At 42.6% G+C, this 19471-nt stretch carries 21 protein-coding genes and 1 riboswitch; of the genes, 5 read left to right on the plus strand and 16 right to left on the minus strand.

The window, feature by feature from the left end; all coding sequences use genetic code 11:
* Nucleotides 1-4: 4 nt before the first annotated feature.
* From fabZ to ADG81_RS03805, 10 genes are all read right to left on the minus strand, one after another.
* Nucleotides 5-427, minus strand: coding sequence for a 3-hydroxyacyl-ACP dehydratase FabZ (fabZ, locus tag ADG81_RS03760; RefSeq protein WP_000565515.1), 423 nt, complete (start codon nt 425-427; stop codon nt 5-7).
* Complete coding sequence (accB, locus tag ADG81_RS03765) at nt 424-909, minus strand: acetyl-CoA carboxylase biotin carboxyl carrier protein (RefSeq protein ID WP_001052238.1); 486 nt, start codon at nt 907-909, stop codon at nt 424-426. Before accB ends, fabZ begins: the two co-directional genes overlap by 4 nt.
* Before the next feature lie 2 nt (nt 910-911).
* Nucleotides 912-2147 carry a beta-ketoacyl-ACP synthase II gene (gene fabF / locus ADG81_RS03770; protein WP_049550933.1) on the minus strand — a complete coding sequence of 412 codons (1236 nt, stop codon included), beginning with the start codon at nt 2145-2147 and terminating at the stop codon, nt 912-914.
* Between the two features lie 21 nt (nt 2148-2168).
* Nucleotides 2169-2900: a 3-oxoacyl-[acyl-carrier-protein] reductase gene (gene fabG, locus ADG81_RS03775; RefSeq protein WP_001176197.1), complete on the minus strand. Its 732-nt coding sequence runs from the start codon at nt 2898-2900 to the stop codon at nt 2169-2171.
* A 40-nt stretch (nt 2901-2940) separates the two neighbouring features.
* Nucleotides 2941-3864 (minus strand): ACP S-malonyltransferase, encoded by a 924-nt coding sequence (gene fabD / locus ADG81_RS03780; protein ID WP_049550934.1) that lies wholly within the window; start codon nt 3862-3864, stop codon nt 2941-2943.
* Nucleotides 3857-4831, minus strand: coding sequence for an enoyl-[acyl-carrier-protein] reductase FabK (gene fabK, locus ADG81_RS03785; RefSeq protein ID WP_049550935.1), 975 nt, complete (start codon nt 4829-4831; stop codon nt 3857-3859). The genes fabD and fabK overlap by 8 nt, the downstream gene beginning before the upstream one ends.
* 117 nt (nt 4832-4948) lie before the next feature.
* Nucleotides 4949-5173 (minus strand): acyl carrier protein, encoded by a 225-nt coding sequence (locus ADG81_RS03790; protein WP_000257838.1) that lies wholly within the window; start codon nt 5171-5173, stop codon nt 4949-4951.
* Nucleotides 5174-5232: 59 nt separating this feature from the next.
* Nucleotides 5233-6207 (minus strand): beta-ketoacyl-ACP synthase III, encoded by a 975-nt coding sequence (locus tag ADG81_RS03795; RefSeq protein WP_049516237.1) that lies wholly within the window; start codon nt 6205-6207, stop codon nt 5233-5235.
* Nucleotides 6207-6641, minus strand: coding sequence for a MarR family winged helix-turn-helix transcriptional regulator (locus tag ADG81_RS03800; RefSeq protein ID WP_049516235.1), 435 nt, complete (start codon nt 6639-6641; stop codon nt 6207-6209). The genes ADG81_RS03795 and ADG81_RS03800 overlap by 1 nt, the downstream gene beginning before the upstream one ends.
* 93 nt (nt 6642-6734) lie before the next feature.
* Complete coding sequence (locus tag ADG81_RS03805) at nt 6735-7520, minus strand: enoyl-CoA hydratase (protein ID WP_049550936.1); 786 nt, start codon at nt 7518-7520, stop codon at nt 6735-6737.
* 209 nt (nt 7521-7729) lie between these two features.
* Here ADG81_RS03805 and ADG81_RS03810 point away from each other — a divergent pair, with 209 nt between their 5' ends.
* The 3 genes from ADG81_RS03810 (at nt 7730) to serS (ending at nt 10956) form a co-directional block, all read left to right on the plus strand.
* Nucleotides 7730-9094: an aspartate kinase gene (locus ADG81_RS03810; protein WP_049550937.1), complete on the plus strand. Its 1365-nt coding sequence runs from the start codon at nt 7730-7732 to the stop codon at nt 9092-9094.
* Nucleotides 9095-9096: 2 nt separating this feature from the next.
* Entirely contained in the window at nt 9097-9468 is a 372-nt protein-coding gene (locus ADG81_RS03815) for a DUF956 family protein (RefSeq protein ID WP_000079349.1), read from the plus strand.
* A 213-nt stretch (nt 9469-9681) separates the two neighbouring features.
* Nucleotides 9682-10956, plus strand: coding sequence for a serine--tRNA ligase (serS, locus tag ADG81_RS03820; RefSeq protein ID WP_049550938.1), 1275 nt, complete (start codon nt 9682-9684; stop codon nt 10954-10956).
* Between the two features lie 24 nt (nt 10957-10980).
* Here the strand turns inward: serS and ADG81_RS03825 are convergent, their stop codons facing one another.
* The 6 genes from ADG81_RS03825 to zapA form a co-directional block, all read right to left on the minus strand.
* Complete coding sequence (locus tag ADG81_RS03825; RefSeq protein ID WP_049550939.1) at nt 10981-11880, minus strand: TDT family transporter; 900 nt, start codon at nt 11878-11880, stop codon at nt 10981-10983.
* A gap of 108 nt (nt 11881-11988) precedes the next feature.
* A complete protein-coding gene (locus ADG81_RS03830) occupies nt 11989-12537 on the minus strand; it encodes a carboxymuconolactone decarboxylase family protein (RefSeq protein WP_000206768.1) in 549 nt (182 codons plus the stop codon).
* Nucleotides 12538-12669: 132 nt separating this feature from the next.
* Complete coding sequence (locus ADG81_RS03835) at nt 12670-13992, minus strand: alanine/glycine:cation symporter family protein (protein ID WP_024057191.1); 1323 nt, start codon at nt 13990-13992, stop codon at nt 12670-12672.
* Between the two features lie 90 nt (nt 13993-14082).
* Nucleotides 14083-14171: riboswitch (glycine riboswitch) on the minus strand.
* Between the two features lie 163 nt (nt 14172-14334).
* Nucleotides 14335-16671, minus strand: coding sequence for an endonuclease MutS2 (locus ADG81_RS03840; RefSeq protein WP_049550940.1), 2337 nt, complete (start codon nt 16669-16671; stop codon nt 14335-14337).
* 216 nt (nt 16672-16887) lie between these two features.
* A complete protein-coding gene (locus tag ADG81_RS03845; RefSeq protein WP_000624513.1) occupies nt 16888-17436 on the minus strand; it encodes a CvpA family protein in 549 nt (182 codons plus the stop codon).
* Nucleotides 17433-17735 carry a cell division protein ZapA gene (zapA, locus tag ADG81_RS03850; RefSeq protein ID WP_000002019.1) on the minus strand — a complete coding sequence of 101 codons (303 nt, stop codon included), beginning with the start codon at nt 17733-17735 and terminating at the stop codon, nt 17433-17435. Before zapA ends, ADG81_RS03845 begins: the two co-directional genes overlap by 4 nt.
* An 86-nt stretch (nt 17736-17821) precedes the next feature.
* Between zapA and rnhC the strand changes: the two genes are divergently transcribed.
* Nucleotides 17822-18703 carry a ribonuclease HIII gene (gene rnhC / locus ADG81_RS03855; protein ID WP_049550941.1) on the plus strand — a complete coding sequence of 294 codons (882 nt, stop codon included), beginning with the start codon at nt 17822-17824 and terminating at the stop codon, nt 18701-18703.
* Nucleotides 18704-18706: 3 nt separating this feature from the next.
* A complete protein-coding gene (gene lepB, locus ADG81_RS03860) occupies nt 18707-19321 on the plus strand; it encodes a signal peptidase I (RefSeq protein WP_001083986.1) in 615 nt (204 codons plus the stop codon).
* Nucleotides 19322-19471 lie beyond the last annotated feature (150 nt).

Consider the following 19471-nt stretch of genomic DNA (forward strand, 5'->3'; position numbering starts at 1 on the left):
CTCCTTAGTTCCCTATTGCAAAGGTAAGAGTACCACTGGCCGCAAGCTTGCCATCCACTTCAGCCTTTGCTTCAACCACAGCTATGGTGCCACGACGTTTTACAAAAGTCGCTGTCATAACCAATTGGTCGCCTGGTACAACTTGCTTCTTGAATTTAACCTTATCCATACCAGCGTAAAAGACTAGTTTTCCTTTATTTTCAGGTTTTGACAACTCCAAGACACCAGCTGTTTGCGCCAAGGCTTCCATGATTAGAACACCTGGCATAACTGGATATTGAGGGAAATGACCGTTAAAGAAGGGTTCGTTGATGGTCACATTTTTGATGGCAACAATGGTGTCCTCGCTCACTTCCAATACACGGTCTACTAGGAGCATAGGATAACGGTGGGGAAGGGCTTCTTTGATTCCTTGAATATCGATCATTTGATACGTACCAATCCTTTACCAAACTCAACCATTTCTTCGTTAGAAACGAGAATTTCCGTTACCACACCATCCTTAGGAGCTGGGATTTCATTCATGACTTTCATAGCTTCGATGATCACCAATGTTTGACCTTTTTTGACACTATCACCAACTGAAACGAAGGCAGGTTTATCAGGTCCAGCAGCCAAGTAAGCCACCCCAACAAGTGGGCTCTCTACAACATCTCCCTCAGCAGCTACACTTGCTTCAACTGAAGCAGGAACTTCTTCCACTACAGTTTCTACTGGAGCAGATGTTGAAGCTACTGGACTTGGTGTTGCTACAGCAGGCGCAGGAGCGACCTGAGGTGCAACTTCAGGCACAAGTCTAGCTTCATTCTTGCTAAACTGTAACTCATCCGTCCCATTTCTATAAGAAAATTCTCTCAAACTTGATTGGTCAAATTGAGCCATCAAGTCTTTAATATCGTTTAAATTCATAGTTATTTATTCTCCCAACGTTTGAAAGCAAGAACTGCATTGTGGCCACCAAAACCAAAAGTATTTGAAATAGCGTATGGAATTTCTTGCTCCAAGCCTTGTCCATAAACGACATTGGCTTCGATATAATCTGATACTTCACTTGTTCCAGCTGTCATTGGTACAAAGTTATGACGCATAGCCTCGATTGTGACGATAGCTTCTACTGCACCTGCAGCACCCAGCAAATGTCCTGTGAATGATTTGGTTGATGATACAGGCACTTCCTTACCAAGAACAGCTACGATGGCACCACTTTCTCCTTTTTCATTAGCAGGAGTTGACGTTCCGTGAGCATTGACATAGGCTACTTGCTCTGGAGAAATCTCAGCTTCCTCCAAGGCTAGTTTGATGGCTTTGATAGCTCCTTGACCTTCTGGATGAGGAGAAGTCATATGGTAGGCATCACAAGTATTTCCGTAACCAACCACTTCAGCAAGGATAGTAGCCCCACGTTTTTCAGCGTGTTCAAGGCTTTCAAGAACTAACATCCCAGAACCTTCACCCATGACAAAACCGTTACGGTCTTTATCAAATGGAATGGAAGCACGAGTTGGGTCCTCTGTAGTAGAGAGAGCTGTTAGGGCTTGGAAACCAGCAATAGCAAAAGGTGTGATAGAGGCTTCTGAACCACCTACCAACATAACGTCTTGGAAACCAAATTTAATTGAGCGGAAGGCATCCCCAATCGCGTCATTTGATGAAGCGCAGGCAGTATTGATGGATTTACAAACACCGTTTGCTCCAAAACGCATAGCAACATTTCCTGAAGCCATATTTGGCAAAGCTTTTGGAAGGGTCAATGGTTTCACACGTTTTGGTCCTTTGTCATTTAGGCGAAGCACTTGATCTTCAATTTCCTTGATTCCACCAATACCAGAGGCAACGATAACACCAAAACGATCCCTGTCAAGAGCCTCTACATCCAGATTAGCGTGATTGACAGCCTCTTGGGCTGCATATAAAGCATACAAAGAATAGTTGTCAAAACGGTTGGTATCTTTCTTTACAAAGTATTTATCAAAAGGAAAATCTTGAATTTCTGCTGCATTATGCACATCAAAGTCACTATGATCAAATTTCGTAATTTGACCAATTCCGATTTTTCCAGTTGTCAAACTATTCCAAAATTCTTCTGGTGTATTTCCGATTGGAGATGTTACTCCATAACCTGTTACTACTACGCGATTTAGTTTCATCTTTTTTACCTCTAGCTTCTGCTACATACTTAAGCCACCATCAATGGCAACCACTTGACCAGTTAGATAATCTTGGCCTGCTAAAAATACTGTCAAATCTGCAACCTGCTCTGCCTGACCAAATTCTTTCATAGGAATTTGTGCCAGCATAGCATCTTTTACCTTGTCTGATAGAACAGCTGTCATATCGGACTCAATCATTCCAGGTGCAATAGCATTAACTCTGATATTGCGATTGGCCACTTCACGAGCCACAGACTTAGTAAAACCAATCAAACCAGCCTTAGAAGCTGCATAGTTAGCTTGACCGATATTTCCCATCAAACCAACAACACTAGACATATTAATGATAGCACCTTCTCTGGCTTTCATCATCGGTTTCAAGACTGATTGTGTCATGTTAAAGGCACCAGTCAAGTTAACCTTGAGCACTTTTTCAAAATCCGCTTCTGTCATCTTGAGCATAAGGGTATCTTGGGTAATCCCTGCATTATTGACCAAAACATCTACTGAACCCAGCTCTGCAATAGCTTGATCAACCATACGTTTAGCGTCTGCAAAATCTGATACATCTCCTGAAATGGGAACCACCTTGACACCATAGTTTGAAAACTCAGCGAGCAATTCTTCTGAAATTGCACCACGACTGTTTAAGACAATATTGGCTCCTGCTTGAGCAAACTTATGGGCAATGGCAAGACCAATTCCACGACTCGAACCTGTAATAAAGATATTTTTATTTTTTAGTTGCATTCTTTTCTCCTGTTTCCTCTTGTATTTATGGGAGAAGGGATTACTTGTTTTCTAGCAAAGTTTCCAAACTAGCCTGATCTTCAACATTGGCTAGTTTAGCGGTCTTATCAATTTTTTTGACAAAACCTGACAAGACTTTCCCCGGGCCAATCTCGATAAAGTTAGTTACGCCTGCTTCTTGCATAACTGCAATACTTTCATAGAAACGAACTGGTTCCTTGACCTGACGCGTCAAGAGTTGAGCAATGTCTTCTTTTTGCATAACTGCAGCTTCTGTATTGCCGACTAGGGGACAAGTGAAATCTGAAAAACTTACCTGAGCTAGAGTTTCAGCTAGTCTCTGGCTGGCAGGCTCAAGGAGAGCGGTATGAAAGGGCCCTGAAACTTTGAGAGGAATCAAGCGTTTAGCTCCTGCCTCCTGCAAGAGTTCGACAGCTCGATCAACTGCTACCACTTCTCCACCAATCACGATTTGTGCAGGTGTATTATAGTTGGCTGGAGTAACCACTCCAAGTTCAGAAGCTTTTTGACAGACTTCTTCAATGACCTCTACTGGCGTATTGAGAACTGCTACCATCTTGCCAGAGCCAGCAGGAGCCGCTTCTTCCATATAGGCGCCACGCTTAGCAACTAAGGCTACCGCATCTTCAAAATCCAAAGCACCGCTGGCCACCAAGGCAGAGTATTCTCCAAGAGACAAACCAGCAACCATATCAGGCTGATAGCCCTTTTCTTGTAATAAACGGTAAATAGCAACTGAAGTTGCTAAAATAGCTGGTTGCGTATAGCGGGTCTGATTGAGTTTTTCTTCCTCCGTATCAATGAGATGACGTAAATCATAACCAAGTACCTGACTCGCTTGATCAATCGTCTCTTTGACAATAGGGTAGTGATCATAGAGATCCCGTCCCATACCTAGATACTGGGCACCTTGACCAGCAAATAAAAAGGCTGTTTTAGTCATTTCTTACAACTCCTGCCCAACGAGAGGCTTCTTCTTGAATTTTCTTAGCTGCTCCGTAATACAAATCTTTTAGTATTTCTTCAACGGTTTCTTCTTTGGAAACAAGACCTGCAATCTGACCTGCCATGACAGAGCCTCCATCCACATCTCCGTGAACAACCGCTTTAGCTAGAGCACCTGCTCCCATTTGTTCAAAAATTTCCAAATCGGGATTTTCTTGTTTAAAGGCATCTTTCTCAGCTTTTTCAAAATCACGAGTCAACTGATTTTTAATCGCACGAACAGCATGTCCAAAGTGTTGAGCTGAAATTGTAGTATCAATATCTCTAGCTTTTAAAATTTTCGCCTTATAATTTGGATGGGCATTAGACTCTTTGGCAACGACAAAGCGAGTTCCAACCTGAACAGCCTCTGCACCTAGCATAAATCCAGCAGCAGCACCTTCACCATCCGCAATCCCTCCTGCAGCAATAACAGGAATAGATACAGCAGCAGCAACCTGACGCACCAAGGTCATGGTAGTTAATTTACCGATATGCCCCCCAGCCTCCATTCCTTCTGCAATAACGGCATCCGCACCGATTTTTTCCATGCGTTTAGCTAGGGCAACACTTGGCACAACAGGAATAACCGTAATACCAGCTTCATGGAAGCGTTCCATGTATTTACCAGGATTTCCTGCGCCTGTTGTTACTACCTTAACATCTTCCTCGATAACGAGATCTACAATATCTTCCACAAAGGGAGACAAGAGCATGATGTTGACACCAAAAGGTTTATCCGTTAACGATTTGATCTTGTCAATATTTGCCTTGACGACTTCTTTCGGGGCATTCCCCCCACCGATAATCCCTAGTCCTCCAGCCTTGGAAACAGCCCCTGCCAAATCACCATCAGCGACCCAGGCCATTCCTCCTTGGAAAATAGGATAATCAATGTTCAATAATTCTGTAATACGCGTTTTCATAGTGCCTCCATCGTTTCTTGCTTACGTAATAGTTCGATACCGTCATAATTTGACAATCAAACTATTGCCTAAACAAGAGGGAGCGGGTTTCCCTACTCCTTCTATCTTATATTCTGCTTATTTTGTTTGCTCTTCAACGTAGGCAACCAAGTCACCAACTGTTTTCAAGTCATCTTCTGCTTCGATTTGGATATCAAAAGCATCTTCGATTTCTGAGATTACTTGGAACAAGTCCAATGAATCTGCGTCCAAATCATCAAAAGTTGATTCAAGTGTTACTTCTGATGCGTCTTTCCCAAGTTCTTCAACGATAATTTCTTGTACTTTTTCAAATACTGCCATGATAGGACTCCTTTAAAATAAATAGTTTTTTTATAACAATGTGTTCACCACATGATTACCTAAATTGTAAGAATGAGCGTGCCCCATGTCAAGCCTCCACCGAAGCCTGATAGAAGAACAGTCTGGCTACCGTCTAAACGGATGAGGCCTTGTTCTACACACTCTGAAAGTAAAATCGGGATACTGGCTGCACTGGTATTTCCATACTCCATCATATTTGCTGGAAGTTTAGCTCGGTCGACACCGATTTTTCTAGCCATCTTATCCAAGATACGGTCATTAGCCTGATGAAGTAGTAAATAATCCAAGTCTGTCGCCTCTATAGGAGACTCATCAATAGTCTGTTTGATAGACTTGGCTACATCTCTAATGGCAAAATCAAAGACTGCGCGTCCATCCATCTTCAAAAATGAATCTGCATTTTCTTGATCTGAAAATGGAGAATGCAAGCCTGAATGTCCATAGGTCAGACACTCACTGCGACTTCCATCGCTATTGAGACTCTCAGCTAAGAAATGCTCTTGCTCGCTAGTTTCTAGCAAGACTCCACCAGCACCATCTCCAAACAACACAGCTGTTGATCGATCTGACCAATCAACTGCCTTAGAGAGGGTTTCACTACCAATCACTAAGCCTTTTTGAAAGCGACCAGAAGCGATAAACTTTTCAGCAGTTGAAAGAGCAAATACAAATCCACTGCAAGCCGCTGTTAGGTCAAAAGCAAAGGCCTTATTAGCACCAATATTAGCTTGAACACGAGCAGCTGTAGAGGGCATCATCGAATCTGGAGTAATAGTAGCTAGAATGATAAAATCCAGCTCTTCTCCTGTGATTCCAGCTTTTGCCATCAGTTTCTTAGCAACCTCTGTAGCCAAATCACTAGTAGATTCTGTTCTTGAAATATGCCTTTGACGTATTCCCGTCCGACTTGAAATCCACTCATCATTGGTATCCATAATCTGGGCCAAATCATGATTTGTAACCACTTGCTCTGGCACATAATGAGCAACCTGGCTTATTTTTGCAAAAGCCATTATCTCAAATCCTCCAAAAATTGATAAAGATTAGTCAAACCTTTGCTCATAATCTCAATTTCTTGCTTACTCATACCATCGATGATTTTTTCAACCATGGTCTTATGGAAGCGTTTATGTAGCCTATGAACCAAGCGACCTTTCTTTGTCAAATGCAGATGCACCACACGTCTATCATGTTCTGAACGAACGCGTTCAATGTAACCTTTGCGTTCGAGATTATTCAAACTAGTCGTAACTGTCCCAAGAGTCACCATCAACTCTTTTGACACTTGACTTGGTGTCACATCTGGGAATTTCCCAATCACATCAATCGTATGCATTTCTTTGATGGAGATATCTTTGAAACGACTACCCCTCAAGCTAACTTCCTCGATAACGAGGACATTATTAAATATAGATGTTAAATATTCATTAATTCGTTGGTAGTCCAATCTTTCCTTCCCTCCTTTTCAAAAAAACTTTTAGAATCAAAACATTTGACAAAAGAATTATATCAAAGTTCAAAGAATGGTGCAAGTATTTTTTTATTTTCCTGTAAATTTAGGTCTTCTTCTTTCCGAATGAGCCCGAACTCCCTCTTTGAAATCCTCTGTTTGAGCTAAGGATTCCTGTAGGTTCAGTTCTAAAGTAGCATAATCCTGCCAATCTTTAAATTGGCTCTCCCAGACCAACTTCTTGATAGCAGCATAAGAATTAACTGATCCACGTCTTAATTTTTTAAGAAGCTGTTCTCTCGTCTTTTCAAGTCTATCAGCTTCACAGACGCGGTAAACTAGGCCCCACTCTAAAGCTTTGTCTGCTGTTAAAGCTTCTCCTGTCATAGCTAATTGAACAGCACGCGTCACACCAATACTACGACTCAAGAGATGAATCCCACCTGCATCTGGAGCCAGGCCAACTCCAACAAAAGCTTGGATAAATTTAGCCTTATCCGTTGCCAGACAGAAATCTGCAGCAACAGCCATATTCGCTGCGGCACCTGCAACAGCCCCATCAACCTCCATCAAGACAGGCTTTGCAATCTGCTTGATTTTATAAGAAATAGTATTGACTAATTCTGCGATTTTCGTCAATGATGGAATATCATCCTCATCTACTGCTCGCTTCATCTCTACTAAATCTCCACCAACAGAGAAGACTTTGCCATTCGCGTTGATTAAGACAAAATGCACAGCCGGATCCTCTTCTGCCAAAGTCAGAGCTTCTAAAATCTCCTCGCACATAGGGATATGAAAACCATTTGCGACCTCAGGACGATTCAAGGTAAGAATTGCCAAATCCTCTTCAAGCTGATAAATAATGTGTTCCATCAGGACTCCTTTTTATTTTATAAGCAGTTTAAATTATTCTATTTTCAAAGTATATCTTTTTTAAAATCAGAAAGCAAGAAAAAATCAACTGAAAGTGTCTCAGCCGATTAGAAAGGCTCGCTTTATACTAGAAAGCATCTTATTTTCTTCATTGAAAAAAGGCTTTCTTTCTGCTATAATCGTATAAAATACTTACTTTAGGAGTTCTTATGAAAGTTGTTAAATTTGGAGGTAGCTCTCTTGCCTCTGCTGGTCAATTAGAAAAAGTTTTAAACATCGTTAAAAGCGATCCAGAGCGCCGTTTTGTAGTTGTTTCTGCACCTGGGAAACGCAATGCCGAAGATACTAAGGTTACGGATGCCTTGATTAAATACTACCGCGACTATGTTGCTGGTAACGATATTAGCAAGAGCCAAAACTGGATTATCGACCGCTATGCTGCTATGGTTAGTGAATTGGGACTGAAGCCAGCTATTCTAGAAAGAATTTCTAAAAGTATTCGTGCCTTAGCCACTCTTCCTATCGAAGAAAACGAATTTCTCTACGATACTTTCCTAGCAGCGGGTGAAAACAACAATGCTAAATTGATTGCTGCCTATTTTAACCAAAATGGTATTGATGCACGCTATGTTCATCCTAGAGAAGCTGGTATTGTGGTCACAAGTGAACCTGGTCACGCTCGCATCATTCCATCAAGTTATGACAAGATTGAAGAATTAACAAACGCCAATGAAGTCCTTGTCATTCCTGGTTTCTTTGGAGTTACTAAGGAAAATCAAATCTGTACCTTCTCACGTGGAGGTTCTGATATCACTGGTTCTATCATTGCTGCCGGTGTTAAGGCAGACCTCTATGAAAACTTTACGGATGTTGATGGTATCTTTGCAGCTCACCCTGGTATTATCCACCAACCACACTCAATCCCTGAGTTGACCTACCGTGAAATGCGTGAGTTGGCCTATGCAGGCTTCTCAGTTCTTCATGACGAAGCACTTCTTCCTGCCTACCGTGGAAAAATTCCTCTGGTTATCAAGAATACCAACAATCCTGATCATCCAGGTACTCGTATCGTTCTAAAACACAGTAGTGATGAATTTCCAGTAGTAGGAATTGCTGGTGACTCTGGCTTTGTCAGCATCAACATGTCTAAATACCTCATGAACCGTGAGGTTGGATTTGGACGCAAGGTTCTTCAAATCCTTGAAGATCTTAACATCGGTTGGGAACATATGCCAACAGGTATCGACGATCTTTCAATCATTCTCCGTTCTCGCGAACTAACTCCTATCAAGGAAGAAGAAATCCTTCGTCAGTTGGTTCAAAAGGCTGAAGTAGACCATGCAGAAATCGAGCACGACCTTTCAATCATTATGATTGTTGGAGAAAAGATGAAGAGCCATATCGGAGTAACTGCTACTGCGACACGTGCTCTATCTGAAAATAAGATCAACATCCAGATGATGTCTCAAGGTTCTAGTGAAGTGTCTATCATGTTTGTTGTCCATAAGGACCAAGAGAAAGCAGCTATTAAAGCCCTCTACAATGCCTTTTTCGGTGAAAGTAAGGAAGACTAAGCATGGCTCAATCACTTAACAAAACAGTGCTCCTCAATACGACAGGCACCTCCTACCTCTCTATAGCTGGGAAAGTTGGGAAATTCCTTGTCGGAGATCAGGCTTTGGAATTTTACCCCGATGTCAATGTTGAACAATTTATCCAGATTCCTTGGAGCCATATCAACCAAATTGGAGCTAATGTTACTGGTCGCAAAATCAGTCGCCACTTCGAAGTCTTTACAGACAGAGGAAAATTCCTCTTTGCTTCAAAAGACTCAGGTGCCATTCTCAAAATTGCACGCGAAAAGCTGGGCAATGACAAGGTCGTCAAACTTCCTACTCTGATTCAGACCATTGGTCAAAAATTTAAAAATTTATTTGCAAAAAAGTAGAAACTTTAGTATAATCATAGCAACGGATAAGTAGGTTATCTTCTTCTTTCAGAAAGTCTGCGGATGCTGCGAGCAGATAGGAGGGATAGGTGAAATTCTACCGTTAGTAACAATTGCATACACAATCAAGTGCACACCTGTGAAGTTGGATGGAACCGTGGCCCTGCCACTCCAACGCTTTGTCAGGTGTGCTTTTTTCATAAAGGAGTTCTTATGTTAGATATCAAACGTATTCGTACAGACTTTGATGCTGTCGCAGAAAAATTGGCTACACGTGGTGTAGATGCTACTGTCTTGAATGAAATGAAAGAAATCGATGCTAAACGTCGTGACATCTTGGTCAAGGTTGAAACTCTCAAGGCAGAACGCAACACAGTTTCTGCTGAGATTGCCCAAGCTAAGCGCAACAAGGAAAATGCAGATGACAAGATTGCTGCCATGCAAACCCTATCTGCTGAGGTTAAAGCTTTGGATGCTGAATTGGCAGACATCGATGCTAAATTGACAGAATTTACCACTACTCTTCCAAATATCCCAGCTGACAGCGTTCCTGTTGGGGCTGACGAAGACGACAATGTGGAAGTTCGCCGTTGGGGTACTCCACGCGAGTTTGATTTCGAACCTAAAGCTCACTGGGATCTTGGCGAAGACCTTGGTATCCTTGATTGGGAACGTGGGGGTAAAGTAACCGGCGCTCGCTTCCTCTTCTATAAAGGACTCGGCGCTCGTTTGGAACGTGCCATCTACAACTTTATGTTGGATGAACATGGAAAAGAAGGCTATACAGAAGTCATCACACCTTACATGGTTAACCACGACTCTATGTTTGGAACTGGTCAATATCCAAAATTCAAGGAAGATACTTTTGAACTCAGCGACAGCAATTACGTCCTCATTCCTACAGCTGAGGTTCCTCTAACAAACTACTACCGTGATGAAATCCTTGACGGTAAAGACCTGCCAATCTACTTCACTGCTATGAGCCCATCATTCCGTTCTGAGGCTGGTTCAGCTGGTCGAGATACTCGTGGCTTGATTCGTTTGCACCAATTCCATAAGGTTGAAATGGTTAAATTTGCCAAGCCAGAAGAATCTTACGAAGAATTGGAAAAAATGACAGCCAACGCTGAAAACATTCTTCAAAAACTTAACCTTCCATACCGTGTCGTTGCTCTCTCTACAGGAGATATGGGCTTCTCAGCTGCGAAGACTTACGACTTGGAAGTGTGGATTCCAGCACAAAATACCTACCGTGAAATCTCAAGCTGTTCAAACACAGAAGATTTCCAAGCCCGTCGTGCCCAAATCCGTTACCGTGATGAAGCAGATGGCAAGGTGAAATTGCTCCATACCTTGAACGGTTCTGGACTTGCAGTTGGACGTACCGTGGCTGCTATTCTTGAAAACTACCAAAATGCAGATGGTTCTGTGACCATCCCAGAAGCACTTCGTCCATACATGGGTGGAGCTGAAGTTATCAAACCATAAAAAATAAGGTTTAGCTATTTCTAGCTAGACCTTTTTTCGTAACCAATTCAGATAAGCGCCTAATACAAAGACTAAAATAATTAAGCAAATAGCGGTTTCAGCCACTACCAGATAATCCAGAAATGGAAGTTTCAAGATTCCCTGAGCCATTTTGAGCGAAGTAGCTGTGATAATGGTCGGGAAGGTGAGGGCTGAGAAGGCTGGTTGAAAACCTTGTTTTAAAATATTGGGCAGGCGAGTTAAAACAAAGAAAAAGAAGGATTGGGAAGCCAAGATCATGACAATCAAGAGCCAAGTTGGTAGGCTGGCTCCTCCAACTCGAACCAGGGAAGCCAAGAGTAGAGAGAAAGGAGCACAGTAGATTCCTTCTTGCCCAAGCAAGGCTAGTGGGAGCGGAGTTTTCTTTAAATCACTATAAATAAGGGGATAAAGATAGAAGGTTAGGAGAAAACCAAAACTCAAGGTCGCATAGGCAATTTCGATGATACCGACAAGAGGATAGGTCAAAGCTGCCACTGCTATCCCTACATAGAGAACCGTCCAGCTTGGAGTCGCACTGACTCTCTTTCCTGGACAGGCAAACTTGATGGTGAAACCAGCAATCAAGGCCACATCCAAGAGAAATGAAAACCACCAGAGCCCTTGCGCAACCAAAGGAAGATGAGGGAAGACGCGAAAGACATAAGTCGATAAAATCATCCCAGCCATGGGAAAGGTAGCCATTCCTGACAAAAGAGGAGGCTTGGTCAATTCTTGCTTGGTTTCCTTCCAATTAAACAGATGCAAAATCAGAAAGTAAATCCATAAAACCAAACCTGTCAGACTCAACAGATGAGACAGAATCGGCAACGTATCTAACATAAGATTTCCAGCTCCTGCCAAACCTAGCAAACAACCAGAAAATACCAAGGGGAGTTTTTTCATCCTAACCTCCAATAATCATGTTAGTTTCAGTATAGCATAAAAGCGCTTAAATGAGGACTTAAAAAATGAAGTCCGATTATTTCAGACTTCATTTGACTCAGATATGAATTAAGCATAAGGTTGCAATTCTGGATTAATTGGTGTATTAGCTAGATTGTTGGCATAGTTACAGAGGCTTGCTAGGCTGACACCAAGAACCACATCCAAGGCATTTTGTTGGGTGTAACCAGCTTCTAAAAACTCAGCTAAGGCTTCATCTCCTACACGACCCTTGGTATTGATTACCGCCAAGGTAAACTTAGCTAGGGTGTCCAATTTAGGATCTGTTTCAATTGGAGTACGATTGCGAAGGGCTTGCAGAAGATCATCATTCATCTGGATTTGTTTGATGGAAAAGGCTGTGTGACCTGCGACGCAGAAGGCACAACCATTGGTCACAGCTGCAGTGATCTGCACCACTTCACGCTCAACAGGCGTCAAGCTGTTGCGACGATTGATGGCTCCGACAGTACGATAAGCCTCTAAAGCAGTCGGTGCATTAGCCAAGAGACCGATTAGATTGGGAATATAGCCATTATTATCTTTTTCTACTGTTTCAAGAACTTCTTTCACTTCTGCTGGTGCTGATTCGACTGTATGAATTGTAAATGTTGTCATTATAAAACCTCTTTTCATGTTGTTGAAACCTAGTCTATCACAGATTCTATACCATGTATAATATATATTTTAAATTACACTGATAGAAATTTTTTATGAAAGCAAAAAAATCACACGAGCTGTGTGATTTCATTATTTGTCAAAATACTTTTTAGTTTCAGCAATAACGACTGGTGATAAAACTAAGAGGGCAATCAAGTTTGGCAGAGCCATCAAGGCATTGACAATATCTGCGATAATCCAAACCATATCCAACTCGATAAATCCTCCTAGCAAGACCATGAGCACAAAGACCACACGGTAGAGCCAGATAAAGCGAACCCCAAAGAGAAACTCAAAACAACGTTCTCCGTAATAGTTCCAACCTAGAATCGTTGTAAAGGCAAAGAGCACAAGGAAGATGGTCAAAAGGGCAGGTCCAAAGTGTGAAAAGACTGTTGAGAAAGCTGACTGAGTCAAGGCAACTCCATTTAAATCGCCACTCCAAACACCAGTCACCAAGATGGTCAAACCAGTCAGAGTACAGATAATGAGGGTGTCAATAAAGGTTCCTGTCATGGAAATCAATCCTTGCTCTACCGGTTCATTTGTCTTAGCCGCAGCAGCTGCAATGGGAGCCGAACCCAGACCAGATTCGTTCGAGAACACACCTCGCGCTACACCATTTTGAATAGCCATTCGAATGCTAGCACCGGCAAATCCACCGACCGCAGCAACTGGACTAAAAGCCGATGTCAAGATTAAAGCGATTGTGGCAGGAATCTTCTCAATATTAAAGAAAATAACTGTAAGAGTTCCCAAAATATAGATGATGGCCATAAAAGGAACAACAGTAGTTGAAACCTTTGAAATGGATTTGAGTCCACCAAAGACTGCAATTGCTACAAATACAGACAACACAAGAGCTGTGATGGCTGGCGAAATAGTTGTTGTATTTTGGATAGATTCTGTAATCGAGTTGACTTGAGTGAAGGTCCCGATTCCCAACAAAGCTACTAGCACACCTGCCAGGGCAAAGAAGATGGCAAGGGGACGCCACTTTTCTCCCATCCCTAGAAGAATATAGTGCATGGGACCTCCCGCTACTGCACCATGATCATCCTTGGTACGGTATTTGATAGCTAGTAGTCCTTCCGCATACTTGGTAGCCATCCCAAAGAAAGCAGCCATCCACATCCAAAAGAGGGCTCCTGGTCCACCGACCTTGATAGCCGTCGCCACCCCGATAATATTTCCCGTACCAACTGTCGCTGCTAGGGCTGTACATAGTGCCGCAAAACTGGATACATCCCCGTGCCCCTTATCCTTGGTAAAAATAAGCTGAAAGGCTTTGGGCAACCGCAAAACCTGCAAGAGACCTAGACGGGCAGTTAGGTAAATCCCTGTTCCGACCAAGAGAATCAAGAGGGGGGGGCCCCAAGCAAAAGCATCAATTGATTTAAGCAATTCTAACATTTCCTTCTCCTATCTTTTCAACCCCAAAAGAAAGAGCACATGTAAGATACATGTACTCTGGAATGCTTAGATAAATGCTAAAAAGCGGTCTATCCTAGCTCTGTCCTTTTACCTGAGAGTTTGAGCAGTTGCCTGCCTTGCCCCTTCGGTGCCTTTACGGTCTCTCCAGAGTTCCGTCCATTTACAGTCATGGAAAATCAAACGATTCCCCACTTCTATTAAACTTCATTCGGTGTTGGTATTTAATTGATTCTTATTTTACAAAAAATGTTGGCTTTTGTCAATGTGTTTATTAGTAAAAATTAGTTCAACAGTTTTTACTTTATAAAGTCCATAATACTGTTATCCTTTAAAAGTGACAATGGTCGCACCACTGCCCCCAGCATTTTGTGGGGCATAGCCAAAACTCTTGACATGTTTGTTTCTTTGTAGATATTTGGTGACACCTTCACGGATGACACCTGTTCCAATACCATGGATGATATCAACTTGAGCCATATTATTAAGCAAGGCTTGGTCGATAAAGGCATCTAGCTCATTCATAGCCTCTTCATAACGTTTGCCTCGAAGGTCCAGTCTGGCTTGTGGGCCACGACCAGAAGTTCGTTTCACGACATTGACCTGTTTCTTCTTGACTTGCTTTTCGTGCTGGGCTTGAACAAGGTCAAATTCTTTCTCTTCTAAAGTCATCTTAATCAAGCCAACTTGGGCTTCCCAGCGGCCGTCCTTGAGTTGACTGGTCAAGGTACCACGCTGCCCATAACTGAGAACAACGATATCATCTCCCACCTTTGGAGCACGTTTTTTCTTGGCCTTTTGAAGGACCTTATTTTTAGACAAATCTACTTTTTCAGGAGCCAATTTTTTCAGCTTGGCCTTGGCTTCAATGATTTCATGAGGTTTGAGCTGGGACTTACTGTGGAGATTTTTGAGAATCTGGTCACTCTCACTTAGGGCCATGTCCACAATCTCAGCAGCCTGTTCACGCGCCTTATTAAGCTCCGTTTCCTTTTCACGATTGAGCTCATTGTAGAGCTTTTTGAGAGCACGGTTCATCTTGAGATTTTCTTGCTCCACCTCACGGATATTGTCCAAGCGTTTGCGACTCTCTAGCGTCTGCTCTTCCAGTTGCTCAATAATCCGGTTGACATCATTGTCCTGATCAACCTGCTGACTGGCATCCCCTACGATAACTTCAGATAGGCCTAGACGTTTAGCAATTTCAAAGGCATTGCTTCGGCCAGGCACACCCTGCATAAAGCGATAGGTCGGGCGTAGAGTTGCAGTATCAAACTCCATGCTAGCATTTTGCACAAAGGCTGTCTCGATACCATAGGCTTTGAGTTCCGGATAGTGGGTCGTCGCCATGGTCTTGACTTGACGCAGGCGAAGGTCCTCTAAAATAGCCATAGCAAGGGCTGCTCCTTCTTGAGGGTCTGTACCAGCTCCCAACTCATCCAAGAGCAAGAGGGAATGCTGGTTGACCTTACCAAGAATATCCACAATATTGGTCATGTGACTAGAGAAGGTAGACAAGCTCTGCTCAATAGATTGCTCATCCCCAATATCAGCAAAGATTTCTTCAAAAATACCAACACGACTTCCCTTATCTGCTAAAATCGGCAAGCCTGACTGAGCCATAACCTGCGTCAAGCCCAGAGTTTTAAGCATGATGGTCTTCCCACCTGTATTAGGACCTGTAATGACAATCGCTGTTAAATCTTGACCAAAATGGACATCATTTGCGACGGCATTTTTGACCAAAGGATGGCAGACATGGAGCAATTGAATCTCTTGATTTTCTGACAGCTGAGGAACGACTGCTTGCCTTTCTTGGATAAAGTGGACCTTGGCACGAATCAAGTCCAGATGGCCGATAATCCAAGCATCATTGGCAATCTCAGCCGCATGAGGACGAACACGCTCAGAAATTTCTTGGAGAATGCGAAGCATTTCATAGCGCTCATCTGCTCGTAAACTGGCAATTTCTTCGCTCAGTTTGACCACCTCGCGGGGTTCGATATAGACGGTATTTCCGCTGGCAGAAATATCATGAACGACACCTGTAATCTTATTGCGGTAGGTGTTTTTGACAGGTAGAACCTGACGGCCATTTCTGCTGGCAATAATCCCTTCTGTCAACATCTGCGCTTTTTGCTTGAGCAGATCCTGTAAAACATCGCGTACCTGACTCTCGCTATCATGGATTTTTCGACGGATTCGCGCCAATTCTTCACTGGCAAAATTTTCAATGAAACCTGCATCATTAAAAGCTTGAAGATTTCCTTGTAACTGCGGAAAATCGTGTAATTTCTCAAACCAAAGGGCTAATTCTTCCAAGCTGACATTTTCCAGATTGGCATAAAAACTTTGCAGTTCTCGGCTAGCAAGAAGTACGCGCTTCAAGAGTAGGAACTCCTCGATATTGAGGTCCGCTCCCATCTCCAACCGCTTGCAGACTCCTGCGATTTCCTTGGTTGCAAGAATAGTAAAATGCGGTTGCTCGACGAAAAGAGCCTGCATTTCCTTCATCTCAGCAAAATCCTGTTTGATTTTATCCGCTTTGGCAGTCGGAGCCAGCTGTCTCAATTGCTCCAAACCCTGCTCGGTCAACAAATGGGGTTCAAACAAAGCCTTGACCTTATTGAACTCTAATGTTTCTAATATTTTCTTATTCATCTTTATTTCCTTGTCTTTGAATGTCTAGGTGTATGATACTCAATAAAAATCAAAGAGCAAACTAGTAAGCTAGCCGCAGGTTGCTAAAACAGTGTTTTGAGGTTGCAGATGGAAGCTGACGTGGTTTGAAGAGATTTTCGAAGAGTATTAGCTTTTTACATTCTGATAGATTCTAGTCAATCTGTAAACAAAGGGCTAGGAAAACTCCTGCCCTTTTTATCCGATTAAATTTGTCACCCAGATTTGTTTGAGCCAACTGGTTGTTACCGGTATGCTTTGGATGATGTGTTTTGCAACGATACTCTTTTCAAGAGGATTTTGTATAGCTGCCATGGGAATGGTTGCTAGTATGGTCAAGGCCATTTGCAAGACAAATAAGGTTACCAACATGGACAAGATGCCTGCTGAAACTTGGAACAACTTACCACCCAGTTTTTTACTAGGAATCAAGTGTAAGAGGAGACCAAGCAAACGACCGATGCTATAGACAATCCCAAATACAAGCAAGTAGCCAATACCTGCATAAAAGACCTTATCCAGCTGAAAGAGTTGATCCGATGGGAAAAAGAAAGTTCCCTGACCTTCCTGCGGATTTGCATAAGGGAGCAATAAATGGAATTGTTCTCCCAGCCCCTTATAAAATTGGCCAGCCACAAAAGCTGATGCCATAGCTGAAATCAGGTAATAAACCTGTAAGAGCAGGCCTCTCCGATAGCCGATATAAAATCCCCAAGCCAAGACCAATAGAAGAAGGAGTGAAATCATAAGGAATCCTCAATCTTGCTCTGTTCTTGCTTGCAAGTCACAAGCTTGTGACGGAGTTCTTCTAATTCTTGCTCCTTATCATCAAATTCAATCTCACGGCTGAGCTGAGTTGATAAACAGTTGACCGCCAACAAAAGAGCGATTGTTTCATCATCTGCACTAGGCATTTGTTCTTTAATTGCTTGGTATTTTTCTGTCGCAACCTTGGCGATTTCCTCCATAAAAAGGTTATCATGCTCGCTTGTCAAGGTTAATGATTTTTTCCCGAATGTAAATTTGAATCGATTTAGATTTGCCATAAAATTCACCTCACGATATTATACCAAAATTCGCTAATTTTGTCAGTTTTTACAAATTTGCCTGCTTTTGTGGTACAATAGAAACTATGGCAAGTATAACACTCACACCAAGCGAAAAGGAGATTCAGGCTTTTCTTGAACACTATCAAACCAGTCTGGCTCCCAGCAAGAATCCCTATATTCGCTACTTTTTGCGACTACCTCAAGCAACGGTTTCTATCTATACTTCTGGAAAGGTCTTGCTTCAGGGTGAAGGAGCTGAAAAATATGCTAGTTTCTTTGGCTATGAGGTTGTAGAGGAAAACACGGGACAAAATTTCTCTTTGATTGGGACAGATGAGGTGGGAAATGGTTCCTACTTTGGTGGGCTTGCAGTTGTGGCTTCCTTTGTCACACCTGACCAGCATGCCTTCTTGCGAAAACTCGGTGTGGGAGATTCTAAAACTCTGACCGACCAAAAAATCCGTCAGATTGCCCCTATCCTCAAAGAAAAAATTCAGCACCAGGCACTGCTTCTCTCACCAAGCAAGTACAACGAGGTCATCGGAGACCGCTACAACGCTGTTTCTGTTAAGGTAGCCCTCCATAACCAGGCTATCTATCTCCTTCTTCAAAAAGGCATTCAGCCTGAGAAAATTGTGATTGATGCCTTTACCAGTGCTAAAAATTATGACAAGTACTTGGCACAAGAGGCCAATCGTTTCAGCAATCCTATCAGCTTAGAAGAAAAGGCTGAGGGCAAATACTTGGCTGTCGCAGTTTCTTCTGTCATTGCGCGTGATCTCTTTCTGGAAAATCTAGAAAATCTAGGACGAGAACTGGGTTATCAACTTCCAAGTGGAGCTGGAACGCCTTCTGATAAGGTGGCTAGCCAGATTTTACAAGCCTATGGTATGCAGGGACTCAATTTCTGCGCTAAACTGCACTTTAAAAATACTGAAAAAGCGAAAAAACGCTTAGAAAGGTAAGTTATGAATTCATTTAAAAATTTCTTAAAAGAGTGGGGATTGTTCCTCCTGATTCTGTCATTACTAGCTTTGAGCCGTATCTTTTTTTGGAGTAATGTCCGCGTAGAAGGCCACTCCATGGATCCTACCCTAGCAGATGGCGAAATTCTCTTTGTCGTTAAGCACCTCCCTATTGACCGTTTTGATATCGTGGTGGCCCATGAGGAAGATGGCAATAAGGACATCGTCAAGCGTGTCATCGGAATGCCTGGCGACACCATCCGTTACGAAAACGATAAACTTTACATCAATGATAAAGAGACGGATGAGCCTTACCTAGCTGACTACATCAAACGTTTCAAGGATGACAAACTCCAAAGCACATACTCAGGCAAGGGCTTTGAAGGAAATAAAGGAACCTTCTTTAGAAGTATCGCTCAAAAGGCTCAAGCCTTCACAGTTGATGTCAACTACAACACCAACTTTAGCTTTACTGTCCCAGAAGGTGAATACCTTCTCCTCGGAGACGATCGCCTGGTTTCAAGCGACAGCCGCCACGTAGGTACCTTCAAAGCAAAAGATATCACAGGGGAAGCTAAATTCCGCTTCTGGCCAATCACCCGTATCGGAACATTTTAAGAAATCGAAGAGGCCGAGAATCACCAATCTCAGCCTCTTCTTCTATCGTGAGAATATGATTATTCACTATCCAGTTTGATTAAGATAGAAACAAAGTTATACTCAATGAAAATCAAAGAGCAAACTAGGAAGCTAGCCGCAGGCTGTACT

The sequence above is a fragment of the Streptococcus pseudopneumoniae genome (assembly GCF_001070815.1).
Classification (GTDB): domain Bacteria; phylum Bacillota; class Bacilli; order Lactobacillales; family Streptococcaceae; genus Streptococcus; species Streptococcus pseudopneumoniae_P.